12 protein-coding genes are annotated in these 16,400 nt (G+C 64.8%); 3 read left to right on the forward strand and 9 right to left on the reverse strand.

What is annotated here, in order from left to right; translation table 11 throughout:
* Positions 1-27 precede the first annotated feature (27 nt).
* Together WBF69_RS00090 and WBF69_RS00095 are read left to right on the forward strand one after the other, a co-directional pair.
* Positions 28-1,521, forward strand: a complete 1,494-nt coding sequence (locus WBF69_RS00090; protein WP_424259970.1) for a CoA-acylating methylmalonate-semialdehyde dehydrogenase — start codon at positions 28-30, stop codon at positions 1,519-1,521.
* 197 nt (positions 1,522-1,718) lie between these two features.
* Entirely contained in the window at positions 1,719-2,681 is a 963-nt protein-coding gene (locus tag WBF69_RS00095) for a CysB family HTH-type transcriptional regulator (RefSeq protein WP_424259972.1), read from the forward strand.
* A 15-nt stretch (positions 2,682-2,696) separates the two neighbouring features.
* Here the strand turns inward: WBF69_RS00095 and WBF69_RS00100 are convergent, their stop codons facing one another.
* The 5 genes from WBF69_RS00100 to WBF69_RS00120 are packed head-to-tail and all read right to left on the reverse strand — an operon-like array spanning position 2,697 to position 7,208.
* On the reverse strand, positions 2,697-3,431 hold the full coding sequence (locus WBF69_RS00100; protein WP_424259974.1) for an ABC transporter ATP-binding protein: 735 nt from the start codon (positions 3,429-3,431) through the stop codon (positions 2,697-2,699).
* Complete coding sequence (locus tag WBF69_RS00105; protein ID WP_424259976.1) at positions 3,428-4,162, reverse strand: ABC transporter ATP-binding protein; 735 nt, start codon at positions 4,160-4,162, stop codon at positions 3,428-3,430. Before WBF69_RS00105 ends, WBF69_RS00100 begins: the two co-directional genes overlap by 4 nt.
* Entirely contained in the window at positions 4,159-5,106 is a 948-nt protein-coding gene (locus tag WBF69_RS00110) for a branched-chain amino acid ABC transporter permease (RefSeq protein WP_424259978.1), read from the reverse strand. The genes WBF69_RS00105 and WBF69_RS00110 overlap by 4 nt, the downstream gene beginning before the upstream one ends.
* The gene (locus WBF69_RS00115) at positions 5,103-5,966 is read right to left on the reverse strand and encodes a branched-chain amino acid ABC transporter permease (RefSeq protein ID WP_424259980.1); all 864 of its coding nucleotides are present in this window, start codon (positions 5,964-5,966) and stop codon (positions 5,103-5,105) included. The genes WBF69_RS00110 and WBF69_RS00115 overlap by 4 nt, the downstream gene beginning before the upstream one ends.
* Positions 5,967-5,990: 24 nt before the next feature.
* On the reverse strand, positions 5,991-7,208 hold the full coding sequence (locus WBF69_RS00120; protein ID WP_424259982.1) for an amino acid ABC transporter substrate-binding protein: 1,218 nt from the start codon (positions 7,206-7,208) through the stop codon (positions 5,991-5,993).
* A 240-nt stretch (positions 7,209-7,448) separates the two neighbouring features.
* Between WBF69_RS00120 and WBF69_RS00125 the strand changes: the two genes are divergently transcribed.
* Complete coding sequence (locus tag WBF69_RS00125; protein WP_424259984.1) at positions 7,449-7,814, forward strand: DUF2325 domain-containing protein; 366 nt, start codon at positions 7,449-7,451, stop codon at positions 7,812-7,814.
* 54 nt (positions 7,815-7,868) lie between these two features.
* Here the strand turns inward: WBF69_RS00125 and WBF69_RS00130 are convergent, their stop codons facing one another.
* The 4 genes from WBF69_RS00130 to uvrA form a co-directional block, all read right to left on the reverse strand.
* Positions 7,869-8,531: a C40 family peptidase gene (locus tag WBF69_RS00130; RefSeq protein ID WP_424259986.1), complete on the reverse strand. Its 663-nt coding sequence runs from the start codon at positions 8,529-8,531 to the stop codon at positions 7,869-7,871.
* Positions 8,532-8,637: 106 nt separating this feature from the next.
* A complete protein-coding gene (locus WBF69_RS00135; RefSeq protein ID WP_424259988.1) occupies positions 8,638-9,411 on the reverse strand; it encodes an aminotransferase class IV in 774 nt (257 codons plus the stop codon).
* On the reverse strand, positions 9,386-10,603 hold the full coding sequence (pabB, locus tag WBF69_RS00140; protein ID WP_424259989.1) for an aminodeoxychorismate synthase component I: 1,218 nt from the start codon (positions 10,601-10,603) through the stop codon (positions 9,386-9,388). The genes WBF69_RS00135 and pabB overlap by 26 nt, the downstream gene beginning before the upstream one ends.
* Entirely contained in the window at positions 10,600-16,302 is a 5,703-nt protein-coding gene (uvrA, locus tag WBF69_RS00145; RefSeq protein ID WP_424259991.1) for an excinuclease ABC subunit UvrA, read from the reverse strand. The genes pabB and uvrA overlap by 4 nt, the downstream gene beginning before the upstream one ends.
* Between the last annotated feature and the right edge of the window lie 98 nt (positions 16,303-16,400).

The following is a 16,400-nucleotide window of genomic DNA, read 5'->3' on the forward strand; positions in this document are numbered from 1 at the left end:
TCATCCGATTTCACCGAGGAGACTTGCATGAGCGATATTCCACGCGTCCCGCTATTGATAGACGGGAAACTGGTCCAGTCCGAGACCCAGGAATGGCGGGACGTCATCAACCCGGCCACCCAGGAAGTGGTGGCGCGGGTCCCCTTCGCCACGCCGGCCGAGGTCGAGCGGGCGATTGCCAACTCGAAAGAAGCCTTCAAGACCTGGCGCCTGGTCAGCCAGGCCAAACGCCGCCAGATCATGACGGATCTGGCCCATCTGCTGCGGGAAAATACTGGCAAGATCGCCGAGGTCCTGTCGCGCGAGCACGGCAAGACGCTGCCGGACGCCGAAGGCGAAGTGGCGCGCGGCCTGGAAGGCGTGGAACACGCCGTGTCGGCCAATGTGTTGCAACTGGGCGATTACGCCGAAAATGCCGCCACCGGCATCGACGTCTATAACGTGCTGCAGCCTCTGGGGGTGTGCGCCGGGATCACCGCCTTCAATTTCCCGGTCATGCTGCCCTGCTGGATGTTCCCCATCGCTGTCACGATGGGCAATACCTTCGTCTACAAACCGTCCGAGCAAGACCCGACCGCGTCGCTGATGGTGGCGGAGCTGGCCCTGCAGGCGGGCCTGCCGCCCGGCGTGCTGAACGTCGTGCATGGCGGCCCCGAGGTCGCCAGCGCCTTGTGCGATCACCCGGACATCAAGGCCGTGTCCTTCATTGGTTCGACGCGGGTGGGGACGGAAATCTACCACCGCTCGTCCAACGCCGGCAAGCGTTGCCAGGCCATGATGGGGGCGAAAAATCACAGCGTCATCATGCCGGATGCCGATCGCGAGGCCGCTCTGAATTCCATGCTGGGCGCCGCCTTTGGCGCCGCCGGCGAACGCTGCATGGCGATCTCCGTGCTGGTGCTGGTGGGCGAGGCCCAGAAATGGCTGCCTGATTTTGTCGAGCGCGCCCGCAAACTCAAGGTCAATGTCGGCACCGACCGCAAGGCCGATCTGGGGCCCTTGATTTCACCGGCCGCCAAAAAACGGGTCGAAGGCCTGATCCAGAAAGGCGTGGACGAAGGCGCCGACCTGCTGCTGGATGGTCGCGGCATCACCGTCTCCGGCTACGAGCAGGGTAATTTTGTCGGCCCCACCGTGTTCAGCAAAGTCAAGGCGGGCATGACGATCTACGAAGAAGAAATCTTCGGGCCGGTGCTGTCCGTGGTGCTGGTCGACACACTGGAAGAAGCCGTCGAATTCATCAACGCCAACCCCAACGGCAACGGCACGTCCATCTTTACCCAGGATGGCGGACATGCCCGCTATTTCCAGAACCACGTCGATGTCGGCCAGGTGGGGATCAACATCCCCATCCCGGTGCCGGTGGCCTGGTTCAGCTTCACCGGGTCGCGGGCGTCGAAACTGGGCGATCTGGGTCCCAACGGGCGTCAGTCCATTTATTTCTGGACGCAGACCAAGACCATCACGGCGCGTTGGCAGGCGCATCCTACGGATGTGAACACGACCATCTCCATGAAATAAGGTTCAGCTGATCCTGTCCCGACGACCGGGCGCCGCCGCTGTGATCCAACAGCCCGGCGCCCGGTCGTATTGGTGGGGGTGGGGCAGTGCGAACCGGCTCGTGCTGGCGATGCTTCCGCTGCTAAGCAAATAACAAAAAATAATATAAACAGCGTTTCATATTCCATATAATGGCTTTTCTTATAGGGCCGTGGCGTATGAACCTCCAGCAATTCCGTTTTGTTCGCGAAACCATCCGGCGCGGCTTCAATCTGACTGAAGCCGCCAAGGCGCTGTATACCTCGCAGCCGGGGGTTTCCAAGGCCATCATCGAGTTCGAGGACGAACTGGGCGTGAAGATCTTCGAGCGCCACGGCAAGCGCTTGAAAGGTCTGACCAAGCCGGGGCAGGCCGTGTCCGCCGTGATTGATCGCATCATGCGCGAAGTGGACAACCTGAAAAAAGTCAGTGATGAATTCGCCCAGCGTGACGAGGGCGCCCTGGTCATCGCCTGCACCCACACCCAGGCGCGTTATTTGCTGCCGCGGGTGATTCCGGCCTTCCGGGCGCGTTTTCCGAAAGTCCACGTGTCGCTGGCCGAGGGCAATCCCGAACACCTGGCCCGCCTGGTGCTGCACGAGCAGGCCGACCTGGCCATCGCCACCGAAACCCTGGCCGAGACGCCGGGCCTGGTGGCTTTGCCGGTGTATTCCTGGGAACACACGCTGGTGGTGCCGGAAGATCACCCCCTGACCAGTCTGACGTCCAGCGCGGCCCGCAACCTGTCGCTCGCGCATCTGGCCCAATATCCCATCGTTACGTATGACCGGGCTTTTTCGGGGCGCCGCGCCATCGATGCCGCGTTCGAGCGGGCGGACATCACGCCCGACATCGTGCTGGAAGCCATCGATGCGGACGTGGTCAAAACCTATGCCGACATCGGTTTGGGCATCGGCATCATCGCCGGGGTGGCCTTCGACCCTCGCCGAGACAAGGGCCTGGTGGGATTGCCTGCCGGCCATCTGTTTGGCAAGCACACCACCAGTGTCGCCATCAAGCGCGGCGTGTTTCTGCGTGATTTCGTGTACGTGCTGATGGAAATGCTGGCCCCCGAACTGACCCGCGACCGCGTTTCCGAAGCCGTCGCACAGCCGGCCCCGGTCGTGCGCGAAGTCGCCTGATCGCTGGACAGCACACTAGACGCCCAGATAGGCCCGTTTCAGTTCCGGGTCCTCGATCAGTTCGCGGGCCGGGCCTTCCTGAACGATACGACCGGTTTCCAGCACGTAGGCGCGGTCGGCTGCCGCCAGGGCCAGATGGATGTCCTGTTCGACCAGCAGCACGGTCACGCCTTGATCGCGGATGGCCGCCAGGCTTTCCATCAACTGATCGACGACGATGGGCGCTAGGCCCAGGCTCATTTCATCCACCATCAGCAGGCGCGGGCGCGCCATCAGGGCGCGTGCCATGGCGCACATCTGCTGCTCGCCGCCCGACATGCTGCCGGCCAGTTGCCGGCGGCGCTCGGCCATGCGCGGGAACTGGGCATATACCTGCTCCAGGTCGGTGCGGATCGCCGCCGCATCCGTGCGCCGGTAGGCGCCCATCAGCAGATTGTCCTGCACCGACATGCGGGGAAAGAGCTGACGGCCTTCGGGAACCTGGACGATGCCCTGCCGGAAAATCTGATCGGGTGTGCCGCCCTGGATCTCGGTCCCGGCCCAGATGATGCGGCCTGATTGACTGGGGAGCAGGCCGGACAGGACCCGCAGCAAGGTGGTCTTGCCCGCGCCGTTGCTGCCGACCAGAGCCAGGAATTCAGCCTCGCGCACGTCCAGCGTGATGTCGTGCAACACCTGCACCAGCCCGTAGCCGGCGGACAGGGTGTGGATCTGCAGCAGCGGCGCGTGTGTCGAAGGGGTGGTGCTCATGTGCGTTTTTTTCCCAGGTAGGCTTCGACCACGCCCGGATCGCTCAGTACGCTGTCGGGCGGGCCGTCGGCGATCTTTTCGCCGTGGTGCAGCACCATGATGCGGTCCGACAGATTGCGGATGGCCTTGATCACGTGCTCGATGACGATGATGCTGATGCCGGTGTCGCGCACTTTGCGGATGATGTCGATGACTTCGTCGATTTCCACCAGGTTCAGGCCGGCCATGACTTCGTCGCACAGCAGCACGCGTGGCTGCATAGCCAGGGCTTTGGCCAGTTCCAGGCGTTTACGGTCCGGCCCGCCCAGGTCCTCGGCGCGGTGGTCGACGTGCTTGCCCAGACCGACGAATTCCAGGCATTCGCGGGCGCTGTCGCGAGCCTTGGATAGTTTTGCTTCTCCCTGGCCGCGTCCGAACAGGGCGCCGACGGCGACGTTGTCCAGCACCGACAGGCCGGGAAAGGGCTGCATGATCTGGAAGGTGCGCCCGATACCCAGGCGCGCGCGGCGAAAGGCGGCCATGCGGTCGATGCGCCGCCCATCGAACCAGACCTCGCCTTCGGTGGGTTCCAGCGTGCCGCTGAGCAGGCTGATCAGCGTGGTCTTGCCGGCTCCATTGGGGCCGATGAAGCCCAGGATTTCACCGGTCGCCAGGGAAAAGCTGACGTCATGGACCGCCAACAACCCCGAGAAACGGCGCGTGAGCTGTCGGGCTTCGAGGATCGGGCTCATATGCGGTTGGTCCGGATGTTGTCGATGAAATAGCGCCATCCCAGACGATGGAAGCGCTGCACCACGTCGGCCAGACCGCGCGGCATCAGCACGACGGCGACGACGATGACGATGCCGAAGAACAGGCCCGCGATGCTGGTGACCTCGCTGGACAGCAGTTCGGAAATGGCCGACAGGATGAAGGACCCGACGATCGGTCCCATGATCGTGCCGGGGCCGCCGAACACCGCCATGATGATCATCTTGACGTTCAGGGTGATGTCAAAGGCGCTGCCGGGATCCAGGAAGGTGATCCAGTAGGCCTGGATGCCGCCGGCCAGGGCGCTGAACACCCCGGCCAGGGCGAAGGCCAGCACCTTGTAGCGGGTGGTGTCCACCCCCATGACGACGGCGCCTTCCTCGTTTTCGCGGATGGCGATCAGGCCGAAGCCGAAGCGGCTGCGGGTCAGCCACCAGACGGTCAGAGTGGCCGCGGCCAGCAGGATCAACGACAGTTCGTAGAACATGCGGTCATCGTTCAACGGCGGCAGCACCAGGCCGATGTTCTGTCCGGCCAGCGGCACATTGGAGATGATGGCCGCCATGATCTGCGCCAGGGCCAGGGTGGCGATGGCGAAATAGTGGCCCTTCAGGCGCAGCACCGGGATGCCCAGCAACAGGGCGAAGACCACGGCCAGCGCGGCGCCGAAGGCCATGCCCACGGCAAAGGGCAGGTGCCACTGCACCATGGCAATGCCCACGCCATAGGCGCCCAGGCCGTAGAACGCGGAATTGCCGAAGGACGGATAGCCGGTATAGCCGCCGATGATGTTCCAGCCCTGCGCCAGCACGGCCAGCAGCAGCGTGCTGATGCCGAACTGGATCAGGGTGTCGGACCCGTACCAGGGCAGCAGCGCCAGCGCGATCACTGCCGCGACGATCAGGAAGGGGCGCCAGCGTGTCATGCGGTTCTCCCCAGCAGACCGGTGGGCCGCACGATCAGCACCAGCACCAGCACGCCGAAACTGGCGACGTCCGCGTAGGTAGGACCGATATACAGCGTGGTCAGGGACTCGATCAGACCCAGGATCAGGCCGCCGGCGATCACGCCCAGCGGTGTGTCCAGGCCGCCGATGATGGCGATGGCGAAGGACTTGGCCGTCAGCGTGGCGCCGATATAGGGGTTGATCTGCGAGACGGTGCCGTACAGGCCCCCGGCGGCGCCGGCCAGCGCCAGGCCCAGGCCGAAGGTGACCGCGTACAGGTGGCGCGGTTCGACGCCATACAAGCGCGCTGCGGACAGATTCTGCGCCGTGGCCCGGATGGCCCGGCCCAGGCGGGTCCGCAGCAGGAAATACCACATGATCAGCGTCAGGGCGATGGCCATGAGGCAGGCCGCCAGTCGCACCAGGGGGATGGTGAGGCCCCCCAGCGTGACGTTCTGGCCGGAGTAATCGGGGTTGATGGTGCGGAAGTCAGCAGAGAACACCAGTTGGGCGAGATAGGTCAGCACGACTTCCATCCCGAAGGTGATCAGCAGCGTGTTGAACATGGGCGAGCGCACGATCAGATTCAGGATGCCGCGCTGGATGGCGTAGCCCACGCAGAACATCAGGACTGCCGTCAGCGGCAGCCCAAGGAAGGGGTCCAGGTGCAGCCACTGAAAGCTGTACCAGGAAATGTAGGCGCCCAGCATGATGAAGGCGCCATGCGCAAGATTGACGATATTGAGCACCCCCCAGACCAGGGCCAAGCCGAGCGCCACGATGGCGTACAGTCCGCCCTGCAGGATGCCGTTGATGAGGACTTGCAGCAGAAGATCCACGGCGTGCTCCGGGGGATGGGTGGATTAGCGCTTGGACCAGTCCGGCATGGGGTATTTCGGTTGGGTCACGAATTTGTCCCCGTCGAACACGGCCACCGGCTTGCCGTTCTGCACTTGGATCACGGTCTGGTCCAGATGGATCTGGCCGTTGTCGGCGAACTTGATGTGGCCGTACAGGCTGTGGAAGTCACTGGCGGCCAGCGCATCGCGGACGGCCTTGGGATCCAGCGTGCCGGCCTTTTCGATGGCTTTGACCAGTGCTTCGACATCGGACACTCCGGAAGCAGCGTGATAGTCCGGTTCGTAGCGGTATTGCGCGCCCCAGGTTTTGGCGAACTGGGCCGCGTCGCCGAACCAGTCGTCTTTCAAGGTTTCGCTGGGCAGCCAGGCCGTCATGCCGAAGGCGTAGTCAGCGTCATTGCCCAGGGCCTTGCGGAAGTCCTCGCTGGGCACGCCCACGGTGAAGGAATAGAACTTCGGCGAAACGTCCAGGCTTTTGGACTGGCGGATGAAGTTCAGGATCTCGGTCTCGTGGCCGGCGACCAGCACGGCGTCTGCTTGCTTGGACTTGATTTGCGACAGCAGCGTGTTGAAGTCGCTGGCATTGGAGCTGTAGCGCTCATCCAGGACGGTGTTGACGCCCGCCGCTTTCAGCAGCGGTCGGGTGCCTTCGGCGACCGATACGTCAAAGGCGTCATCCGCATACAGCAGGGCGACCTTGGCGGGTTCGGGCTTCAGTTGCTTGAACATTTTGATCGTGCTGCCGAAATAGTCGCTGGCCGGCGCCAGGGTGCCGAAGATGTACTTGAATCCCCGCGAGAAAATCTGATCCGATGCGCCGCCGCCCTGGACCATGGGGATCTGATATTTTTCCGAGACGGCGGAATCGGCCAGGGCGAAGTTGCTGGCGAACGGTCCCAAGAGGAAATTGGCCTTGTCCTGGGACACCAGTTGCGTGTATTGGCGCACGCTCAGGTTGACGTCGGACTGGTTGTCGTAGATTTTCAGGGCCAGCGTGTATTTTTTGCCGCCGACCGTGACACCGCCTTTGCGGTTGATCTGATCAACGGCCAGCTTGTAGGCATCGTTGTAGTACCGACCGGTATTGGCGACTGGGCCCGTCAACTGGACGGATGCGCCGAGCAGAATCTGATCGTCTGCCGCCCGGCTGGGACTACTGGCCAAGCTCAAAGCCAGCGCGACGGCGGCGCAAGGCAGGCCGTGCCGAAATAGCGTGTGCATGGAACAGTCTCCTAAGGATTATCTTGCTTTTCATTCTGCGCTTTGCAACGTACAAAAGTCTGAATAATCCCTGACCGTCGCCTGACAGTCACCGTCAGCTGTTATTCAATTTTCCGGGGCGGCAAGCACGGCTGAGACAGTTTGTGGCAGGTGGAAATTGCATTCCTGAATAAGAATGATTATTATTTATGTTCATGGAGGAAGTTGCTTTCTTCCTGTTCCCTTACAGGAGCCAGTCTCATGGCGCAGTCTCAAGTCAGTGCGTTGGTCGTCGGTGCGGACCGTCTGGGCAATATCCCCGATCTGCTGCGCGACCACAATATTGCCATCCGGCACCACATCAGCGGTCGAGAGCCTTCTCATCAGAAAAAGGCGCCAGCCTTGCCATCGGGGACGGACCTGGTGATCTTGTTGACGGATTTCCTGGGGCACAACGTCATGAAGACGTTCCGGGCTGCCGCCCAGCGGGCCGGGGTGCGGGTGCTGACCTGCCGGCGGTCCGTATGCAGCATGCAGCAGGCCTTGGACCAATGCGGCTACTGCAAGGCGTGTCCCTTGAAGCAGAATGCCGATATCGCGGTATCGGCCAGGGTGCGTCTGAACTGAGCGTGCGAGACTGAAGGGAACCGTAGACCCCCAGCCTGCACGGAGAAGCGCGCGTTAGCGCTGCGCTGTGTCGGGTTGGGCTTTCAGGCGTCGTGCGCCGTTGTAGCGCTTGCGCCAGTAGGCGATGTCCATGCTCTCGACACGGATGGCCGCGCCGGTGCGCGGCGCATGCACGAACTGGTGGTTGCCCAGGTAGATGCCGACATGAGAAAAGCGGCGGCCTCGGGTATTGAAGAACACCAGATCACCCCGGCGCAGTTCGCCGCGATCAATCGAAATGCCTTCCTGAGCCTGGCTGCTGGCGGTGCGCGGCAGTTTGAGCCCCAGGGATTTTTCTGCCGCATAGGCGACCAGGCCGCTGCAGTCGAAGCCTTCGCCGGGCGCATCCCCGCCATACCGATATTTGACCCCCAGGAACTTCATCGCCGTGGCGGCCATGGTCTTGGGGATTTGGCTGGAGGGGTTATCGGACTGCGGATAGTTGATATCCAGCTGGTCTTTGCTGTCCAGCCAGGCGCCAAGGGGGTCGGATTGGGTGCTGAGCAGGTAGCTGTCGCGCAGCAGATGATTGGAACTGGCATCCGCCGTCTGGCGGGACTGGGTAGCGGCGCATCCCGCCAGTGCCACGACGCTGGCGCACAAAGCCAGTTTGAACAGACGAGCCACGAACGGCGTGGACAGGAAAGGATATGTGCGGGCGGAATGTGGCGGTGGCATGGGTCTGGTGTAATGTCTTCGGCGTGCGGCCAGAGAAGGCCGGCGAGCGCCTGAGGATTAAAAAAATCTTGCCCACCCTGCAGGGCAACCGTTGGATTCTATCGGATCATGGGCGTGGGGTAAAGCTGTGCATGCCTTCAGCCTGTGTTTCCGTCCAGTGTCTGGCGTCCCGGACCAGTTGCGCATCCAGCCAGCCGCGCAGTGCATTGGACACCCGGAGGGCGGGTGCGGTGCATAGATCGTCCAGGCTCAGGTCCGCTTCCCGTGCCAGACCCTGATCCAGCAGCCACTGACGCTGCACGCCGGGCAGCACGCCGCCGTTTGCGGGGGGCGTCAGCCAGCGGCCCTGGGGGTCGCGGACATACACATTGCAGCGGCTACCCTCGGACAAGCGTTCCGATGCGTCACTGAATACCAGATCGAAGCAGTCCGTATGCGCCTGCAGCCATGCATGGGCGGCGGTGAACCAGGGGCGATGGCTGGTCTTGTGCCGCCGCCAGAAACTATCCGGGAGCTGGGGGTGGGAGGGCGGTGGTGGGCAGGGTTCGATCCTGTCGCCCAGAATGTCCGCGGCGATGGCCAGGCGGACCGGCACGGGAGTCGGCGGCAGCGGCGCGGCGGTCAGAGAGATCTGGCCATCGGCTGCCAGCAGCAGGCGCAGGCGCCAAGCCGTCTTCGGGTCGACCGTGGACGAGTCGCTGCTGGCATCCTGGGTGGCGGCGTGGAGGCTGGCCGACACCTGAGCATCCAGTGCGGTGAGATCCAGGGGGTAGCCTAGGGCGGCGGCAGAGGCCCGCAGCCGCATCCGATGGCCGGGCCAGAGCGCGATCCGGCCCTGTTCCAGGCGCATGGTCTCAATCAGGGCGGGCGGCGTCGTCATACGGGGTCCAGCGGTCCAGGATTCTGGCCTTCCAGAGGCATTCCTGCCATTCCTCATCGGCCTGGGAATCGAAAACGATACCACCGCCGACGCCGAACTGGGCCTCGCCGTCGCGGATCTCGATGGTCCGGATGGCGACGTTCAGGGAAAAATCCCCGTTGGGCGCCAGCCAGCCCACGCTGCCGCAATAGATGCCCCGCCGCCGTTTTTCCAGCGCCTGGATGGCCTGCATGGCGGCGATCTTGGGGGCGCCTGTTACCGACCCGCAGGGAAACAGGGCATGCAGCACTTGGGAAAACGGGACACCGGGCGCTTCGGCCTGCACGGACGATGTCAGGGTCCAGACGGAAGGGTAGCCTTCCAGGCTGAAGAGGGCCGGCACGCGCACGGTGCCCGGTGTGGCCAGACGTCCCAGGTCGTTGCGCAGCAGATCGACGATCATCAGGTTTTCGGCACGATTTTTGTCGCTGCGCAGCAGGGCTTCGCCCGCCTGACGGTCATGGATGGGATCGGGGTGTCGCGGGGCCGTGCCCTTCATGGGGCGGGTCAGCAGGCGGCTGCCCTGGCGGGCGACGAACAATTCGGGCGAGAGCGACAGCACCCAGCGATCCCCATCGTGCAGGCAGGCCGCCTGGGACACCGGGTGACGAGCGATCAGGTCCTGGTAAACCTGCGCGGGCGCCAGCGTGGCAGGCCAGCTCAGGTGGAGGGGAATCGTGTAATTCACCTGATAGAAGTCGCCGCGTGCGATGCCGTGGCGGATCGACGCGATGGCTTGGGCATGGTCGGCCCGCGATCGGTCGCTGCGCAGCCGCAGCTTCGGCGCGTCGGGCGTCTGGGGCGCGGCGACCGGTGTGTCGCCGGCGGGTGGCGCGGGGAACTGGGCTGGCTGTCCGCCTGGGTCCCAGCGGCCCTGTTCTTGCGCCTGGGCGTACACCAGCGCGGTCAGCCGGGGCAGAGGGTCTCGGGTGTACGGGTCAGATCCGCCGGGGCCTGCGTCCAACCACGCGCCCAGCTCGTAATCCAGCAGCAGGGCCACCCAATGCCCGGCCTGGCGGGCGGCGTCGATGGCGTCCCAGGCCGCTGGCAGGTCGGCCTGGCGGTGGACGGCGATCCGGTCGATCAACTCGTCCAGGCGCAGCGACCAGCCGTTCAGGCGGTTTTCAAACAGGCACACAGATGCGGTATTCATGCAGAAGCGTGCGTCCTCTGCAGGAATTCCGCCAGGATGCGGCCCGTGTGGGTGTGGGTGTGCGTTGCGCATAGCTGTTCGGGGCTGCCTTGGGCGACGACCTGGCCGCCCTGGTCGCCGCCTTCCGGCCCCAGATCGATGATCCAGTCGGCTTCCGCCATGACGTCCAGATTGTGTTCGATGACCACCACCGTATGGCCGGCAGCAACCAGCCGATGCAGTACGCCAAGCAGCTTTTCCACGTCGGCAGTGGACAGGCCCACGGTGGGTTCGTCCAGCACATAGAGCGTGTGCGGCGCGCGCGACGCCCGACCGGTGCGCAGCACGCCTTCGTCCAGATGGGCCTTGGTCAGTTCCGTGACCAGCTTGATGCGCTGGGCCTCGCCGCCCGACAAGGTGGGGGAAGGCTGACCCAAGGTCAGATAACCCAGACCCACATCCTGCATGAGTTGCAGGGCGCGGGCGATCTTGCGGTGCGCGGCGAAATGGCCGACGGCGTCGTCGACTTCCATGCGCAGCACGTCACCGGCGCTGCGACCGTTCCATTGCACGCCCAGGGTTTCCTGGTTGAAACGCGCTCCGCGGCAGGCCTCGCAAGGCACTTTGACGTCCGGCAGAAAGCTCATTTCGATGGTGCGCATGCCCTGGCCTTCGCATTCGGGGCAGCGGCCGTCGCCGGTATTGAAGGAGAAACGTGATCCCGTCCAGCCGCGCAGCCGCGATTCACGGGTGCTGGCGTACAGTTTGCGGATGTCGTCCCAGAAGCCGACATAGGTGGCCGGGCAGGACCGGGGGGTCTTGCCGATCGGCGTCTGGTCGACTTCCAGCACCCGGTCGATGGCTTCCCAGCCGCGGATGTCCCGGCAGCCTTGCCAGGGAACGGACAGGCGGCTGTTGACCCGGCGGCTGAGATTGTCCAGCAGCACCTCGCGGGCCAGCGTGGATTTGCCGGAGCCCGACACGCCGGTGACCACCGTGAGGCGGCCCAGCGGCACCCGCGCCCGCGCCTGGCGCAGATTGTGCAGCGCGGCGTCGATGATCTCGATGGCCGGGGTCTGGGCATCCACTGCGCGCCTGCCGTTCATGGGGTGGATAAGCGGTTCGCGCAGGTAGCGGCCCGTCAGGGATGCGGGGTTGTTGGCGATGTCGGCGACCGTGCCTTGGGCTACCACCATGCCGCCGCGCGTCCCGGCGCCGGGTCCGATGTCGATGACGTGTTCGGCGCGGCGGATGGTGTCCTCGTCGTGCTCGACGACGACCAGCGTGTTGCCATTGCCTTCCAGGCGGCTCAGGGCGTCCAGCAGGATACGATTGTCACGCGGATGCAGGCCGATGGTGGGTTCGTCCAGCACATAGCAGACGCCTTGCAGGTTCGAACCCAGCTGAGCGGCCAAACGGATGCGCTGGGCCTCGCCGCCCGACAGCGTGGGGGCGGCTCGGTCCAGGGCCAGGTAGCCCAGCCCCACATCCATCATGAAGTTCAGACGACCGCGGATTTCCGCCAGGATATCGCGGGCGATCTCGGCCTCTCGCCCCTGGGTGCCCAGCCCCAGGAAGAAGCGCTGGGCGTCGCTGACAGGCAATGAGGCCAATTCGGCGATGGACCGCTCGTGCCAGCGGAAAGCCAGCGCCACGCGATTCAGACGCTGGCCGTGGCATTGCGGGCAGACCGATAGGGCGTCGTCCGGGCTGCTTTCCAGCCAGCCGGCTTCTTCGCCCGTCTGTTCTTCCGTGAATCCCGCCAAGGACTGCCCGGTGCCGAAACAGCTGGTGCACCAGCCGTGGCGCGAGTTATAGGAAAACAGGCGCGGATCGGGTTCGGGAAAGCTGGTGCCGCAGTTCGGGCAGGCGCGCTTGATCGAAAAAGTCAGCAGCAGCGGATCGGGGGCCAGTCCCCCGGCACGGCGGGCTTCAAGCGTGGCGGGGCCCGCGGCGGTCAAGCCGGTCAGGACGCGGAAGCTGCCGTGGCCCAGCGCCAGCGCGGCCCGCACTGCGTCGCGCAGCCCGGCTTCATCCCGCGCATCGACGATCAGGTCGCGCACCGGCAGTTCGATGGTGTGTTCCTGGTAGCGGTCCAGGCGCGGCCAGGGTGCGACCGGAATGAATTCGCCATCCACCCGCAGATGGGTATGGCCATGCGAGGCCGCCCATTTGGCCAGATCCGTGTAATAGCCTTTGCGGGCTACGACCAGCGGAGCCAGCAGCCCGATGTGGTCGCCGGTATGGTCGCGCAGCAGTTGGGCGACGATCTGTTCCGGCGTCTGGGGGGCCACCGGCACCTGGCAGTCCGGACACATCTGCGTGCCCAGGCGCACGTACAGCAGACGCAGGAAGTGGTGGATTTCCGTCATGGTCGCCACGGTGGACTTGCGTCCCCCCCGGCTGGTGCGCTGTTCGATGGCCACGGTCGGCGGAATGCCATAGATGGCGTCGACGTCGGGTTTGCCGGCGGGCTGCACGATGGCGCGCGCGTAGGCGTTCAGGGATTCCAGATAGCGGCGCTGCCCTTCGTTGAACAGGATGTCGAAGGCCAGCGTGGATTTGCCCGAGCCGGACACGCCAGTGACGACGGTGAAGGTATCGCGCGGAATATGGACCTCGATGCCCTTCAGATTGTGTTCGCGGGCATTGACGATGTGGATGTCGGCGCTGGCGGATGCCGAAGGCGACCGTGGCGTGGGTTCTTGCAGCATCAGCGCGGGGCTGTCGAGCTGGCGGGCATAGTTGGCCAGGGCCTGGCCGGTGTGGGATGCGGGGTGTTGCATCAGCTGGTCGGGCGAGCCCTGCGCCATGATGCGGCCCCCCTGGTCGCCGCCTTCCGGCCCCAGGTCGATGATCCAGTCGGCGGCGCGGATCACGTCCAGATTGTGTTCGATGATCAGCAGGGAATGGCCGGCTGCCAGCAGTTTGCGAAACGCCCGCATCAGCCGGGCGATGTCGTCGTAATGCAGGCCGGTGGTGGGCTCGTCGAACAGCAGCAGGCTGCCTTTCAGCATGCCTTGGGGCGCGCGGGATTTGGCCGCCGTCGCCAGATGGCCGGCCAATTTCAGGCGCTGGGCTTCGCCGCCCGACAGGGTGGGCACGGGTTGTCCCAGGCGCACGTATTCCAGGCCCACGTCGGCCAGCGGCGCTAGGCCCCATTGCACGTCGCGCAGGCCCTTGAAGAATTCCAGAGCCTCGCTGACCGTCATGTCCAGGACTTCGTCGATGGACGCCGTGCGGCCCAGATGTTCGATACGGGCTTCCAGGATCTGTGGGCGGAAGCGTTTGCCGTTGCAGTCCGGACAGCGCAGGTAGACGTCCGACAGGAACTGCATTTCAACGTGTTCGAAGCCGGTGCCGCCGCAGCCGGGGCAGCGTCCGTCGCCGGTGTTGAAGCTGAACGTGCCGGCCGTGTAGCCGCGTTCCTGAGCCAGATCCGTGGCGGCGAACAGTTTGCGGATGGCGTCAAAGGCGCCGACATAGCTGGCCGGGTTGGACCGCGCCGTCTTGCCGATGGGGGTCTGATCCACCAGCACCACGTCGGCGATCTGCTCGGCGCCCAGCAGGGCGTCGAATTCGCCGGGAGCTTCGGTGGGGCGCCCCAGGCGTTTGAGCAGGGCGGGATACAGCACGTCCTGCACCAGCGTGGATTTGCCCGATCCCGACACGCCGGTCAGGCAGGTCAGCCGGCCCAGGGGCAGGGAGAAATCGATGTTCTGCAGATTGTTGGCCCGCACGCCTTGCAGCAGCAGGCGCGGTGTTTTATCGGCTACCGGCATGGGGCGCGGGGCTTCGATCCGTTCGCGTCCGCCGAAATAGCGGCCGGTCAGCGTATCGGCTGCAGCCAGTTCGGCGGGGGTGCCGTCGAAGACGATATTCCCACCGCGTTCGCCCGGGCCGGGGCCGATGTCCAGGATGCGGTCAGCCGCCACCATGACCTGCGGGTCGTGTTCCACCACCACCAGGGTGTTGCCGTGGTTGCGCAGGCGTTGCATGACTTGCACGATGCGATGGATGTCGCGGGGGTGCAGGCCGATGGAAGGCTCATCCAGCACGAACAGGGTATTGACCAGCGACGTACCCAGGGCCGTTGTCAGGTTGATGCGCTGGACTTCGCCGCCCGACAGGGTGCGGCTCTGGCGGTCCAGCGACAGATAGCCCAGGCCCACATCGCATAAAAAGCGCAGCCGGGTGCGGACCTCGTCCAGCAACTCGGTCAAGGCGCCGTCCAGCGCCTGGCCCAGTTCGATATGCTCGAACCAGTCGCGTACGCGTTCGATGGGCAGGCGCATCAGGTCGTGCAGGCCCAGACCCGGCAGGCCGGCCAGTTGGGCGGCGGTCCAGCGCGCGTGCGCCGGCTTGAAGCGCGGGTAGCCGGGGATGTCTTCCGTGCTGCGCCCCAGGCGCCACAAGGTGGCGTCGGCCTTCAGCCGGGCGCCCAGGCAGACCGGGCAGGGCGTGTAGCTGCGGTATTTGGACAAGAGCACGCGCACGTGCATGCGATAGGCTTTGGTTTCCAGCCAGTCGAAGAAACGCTGGATGCCGTACCACTGGTGTTTCCAGGCCGACGGCCCGCCCTTCCAGTCGGGCGCGCCGTGGATCACCCAGGTTTTTTCCGCCGCCGTCAGATCGCGCCAGGGAGTATCCAGGCGGATGCCGATCTTGCCGGCGTAGTGCTCCATTTCCTGCTGGCATTCCTTATAGCTGGCGGTCTGCCAGGGCTTGACCGCGCCCTCGCGCAGGCTGCGCGTTTCGTCTGGTACGACCAGCCCGTAGTCGATGCCCATGACCCGCCCGAAGCCTTTGCAGGCCTCGCAGGCGCCCAGGGGGGAATTGAACGAGAAGGTGCTGGGCAGCGGAGTGCTGTATTCGATGTCGCACTGCGCGCAGTGCAGGCCGGCGCTGAAACGCCAGGCTTCTTCGTGGTCGTCGAACAGAGCGTAGACCGTCAGCCGGCCATTGCCCTGGTGCAGGGCGGTTTCCAGCGCCTCGTCGATCCGGGCGGCTTCGGCATTGCCCAGCCGGAAGCGGTCCTGGATGACGTGCAGGCGGCGCGAGGGGGCGGCCGCCTTGCCTTTGGCCGCACGGGCGGTTTTTTTGGCTGGAGCCGCGTCGGATGCGGTGGCTTCCGTCTGACTGTCAACCGTCGGTCCGGGCGCGCCGTCCGCCGGTTCGTGCACGCGCGTGTAGCCCTGTTGTTCGAGAAAACCGCGGACCTCGTCCTCGGTGAAATTGCCCGGCACGGTGATGGGGAAGGTGACCACCAGTCGCGGGTCGGCGGCGGCGCACAGCGCGTCCAGCTGTCGCCGGATGCTGGACGGGTTGTCGCGCAGCACTGGACGGGCGCAGCCGGCGCAATGTAGATGGCCGGCGCGTGCGTACAGCAGCTTCAGGTGGTCGTTCAGTTCCGTCATGGTGCCCACCGTGCTGCGCGAATTGCGCACCGGGTTCACCTGGTCAATGGCGATGGCGGGCAGAATGCCTTCGATGCGATCCACCTGGGGCTTGTCCATGCGGTCCAGGAACTGGCGGGCATAGGGCGAAAATGTCTCGACATAGCGGCGTTGGCCCTCGGCATACAAGGTGTCGAAAGCCAGCGATGATTTGCCCGAACCGGACACGCCCGTGATCACCAGCAGTTCGCCGGTGCGGATCGTGACATCCAGGTTCTTCAGGTTGTTCTGGCGGGCGCCGAAAATGCGGATGGGTGCGTTCATGGCGCCATCATAATCCCCGCTTGGCCCGGATGGTGGCAGTGGGCCGGCGAGCGCTCAGGCGATCGGCGGCCCTGCAGCGGCGGGTTCTTTTTTGCCTG

Origin of the sequence: Castellaniella sp. (assembly GCF_049673105.1) — a bacterium.
Lineage (GTDB): Bacteria > Pseudomonadota > Gammaproteobacteria > Burkholderiales > Burkholderiaceae_B > Castellaniella.

What these genes read in the sequence shown, in the direction of transcription:
- WBF69_RS00135 (WP_424259988.1), bottom strand. Translation starts at nt 9,411, where the DNA reads ATGACGACGCCGCCCGCCCTGATTGAGACCATGCGCCTGGAACAGGGC.
- WBF69_RS00125 (WP_424259984.1), top strand. Translation starts at nt 7,449, where the DNA reads ATGGCGCAGTCTCAAGTCAGTGCGTTGGTCGTCGGTGCGGACCGTCTG.
- WBF69_RS00120 (WP_424259982.1), bottom strand. Translation starts at nt 7,208, where the DNA reads ATGCACACGCTATTTCGGCACGGCCTGCCTTGCGCCGCCGTCGCGCTG.
- WBF69_RS00090 (WP_424259970.1), top strand. Translation starts at nt 28, where the DNA reads ATGAGCGATATTCCACGCGTCCCGCTATTGATAGACGGGAAACTGGTC.
- WBF69_RS00100 (WP_424259974.1), bottom strand. Translation starts at nt 3,431, where the DNA reads ATGAGCACCACCCCTTCGACACACGCGCCGCTGCTGCAGATCCACACC.
- WBF69_RS00105 (WP_424259976.1), bottom strand. Translation starts at nt 4,162, where the DNA reads ATGAGCCCGATCCTCGAAGCCCGACAGCTCACGCGCCGTTTCTCGGGG.
- WBF69_RS00110 (WP_424259978.1), bottom strand. Translation starts at nt 5,106, where the DNA reads ATGACACGCTGGCGCCCCTTCCTGATCGTCGCGGCAGTGATCGCGCTG.
- WBF69_RS00095 (WP_424259972.1), top strand. Translation starts at nt 1,719, where the DNA reads ATGAACCTCCAGCAATTCCGTTTTGTTCGCGAAACCATCCGGCGCGGC.
- uvrA (WP_424259991.1), bottom strand. Translation starts at nt 16,302, where the DNA reads ATGAACGCACCCATCCGCATTTTCGGCGCCCGCCAGAACAACCTGAAG.
- pabB (WP_424259989.1), bottom strand. Translation starts at nt 10,603, where the DNA reads ATGAATACCGCATCTGTGTGCCTGTTTGAAAACCGCCTGAACGGCTGG.
- WBF69_RS00130 (WP_424259986.1), bottom strand. Translation starts at nt 8,531, where the DNA reads ATGCCACCGCCACATTCCGCCCGCACATATCCTTTCCTGTCCACGCCG.